This window comes from Vibrio sp. 03_296, assembly GCF_002265885.1.
This window is the reverse complement of sequence record NZ_NPKW01001047.1, coordinates 1-988: the sequence shown is the minus strand read 5'-3', so window position 1 is coordinate 988 and position 988 is coordinate 1. Positions and strand designations below refer to the sequence as shown.

The window sequence follows — 988 nt, the reverse complement described above, 5'->3', positions numbered from 1 at the left end:
ACATCACGCAGGGCATGCATATCTTCGGTGAAATCATCACCGATGGGGGAGCCACGGAGGAGGAGTATGAGCTTTCCTGCAGCCTTACTTACAAGAGACTCGCCTCGGTGCGTACGATTCCCTCTTTTAGCACCTTATTTAAAGCGTTTGCCCGAAAGGCAGCTTTAAAAGCTTGATAGACCCGTACTGTTTTGGTCAGGCGTTGTCGAATCGGCGCGCAATTACGTTTGTCACCACACATGATATTCCCAACAATGATGTGTTTGCTAACTTAGTGTTGATGAAGAAAACGAGTGGTTAGCTTTACGCCTATGTATTGGGGCGTGATGGTGGAACACCTCTGATTTATACCGATCTCGATACGAGCGGCATACTTAACCAGAACGGGCAGCCACGTTGGAAGACGCTTGGCATGATCCGCGAATGGTACAGATGATTGCATTCCATAACCACTTTCATGGCGAGCCAATGACGGTGCTGGAAGGGAATGACGATATGTTGGTGTTCAGCCGTGGTGAGCGTGGTTTTGTGGTGATCAACAAATCGGCGCGGAAACAAACGATCTCCTTACCACTAGCGCGCCCTCTTCAAGATATGTTGACGGGCAAGCATTTCTTACCAATGAACGGCAAGATTGAGATTGTCGTCGCAGCAAAAGCGGCGTTGATGATGTGTTGAGATAGTGTCAAAACGGGCAGATAGCGAAACAAAATAGCGAAAACAAAAAGGCGAAGTCTCACTTCGACCTTTTCTATTACCGTTCGAGCCGGACTTACACAATAAATTTATTAAGAATTGCGTCCTGCTCTCGAACATTCTCTACCTGAACTTGCATCGCGATGTTGGCGTTTTCTGCCAAATCCGCGACTTGAACAGAGAGGTCTTTAATTTTCACGGTGTTGTTATTGATCTCTTCAGCCACCAGGCTTTGCTCTTCCGCTGCAGAGGCAATTTGAATGTTCATATCACTGATCTGCTGAATCGCATT

General features: G+C 47.1%; 2 pseudogenes. One reads left to right on the top strand and one right to left on the bottom strand.

Features of this window, described 5'->3' with window-relative positions:
• Nucleotides 1–678 (top strand): annotated as a pseudogene (locus CIK04_RS29745) (alpha-amylase); the annotation flags it as partial.
• Between the two features lie 94 nt (nt 679–772).
• On the opposite strand, the pseudogene CIK04_RS29740 reads toward CIK04_RS29745, so the two are convergent.
• Nucleotides 773–988 (bottom strand): annotated as a pseudogene (locus CIK04_RS29740) (methyl-accepting chemotaxis protein); the annotation flags it as partial.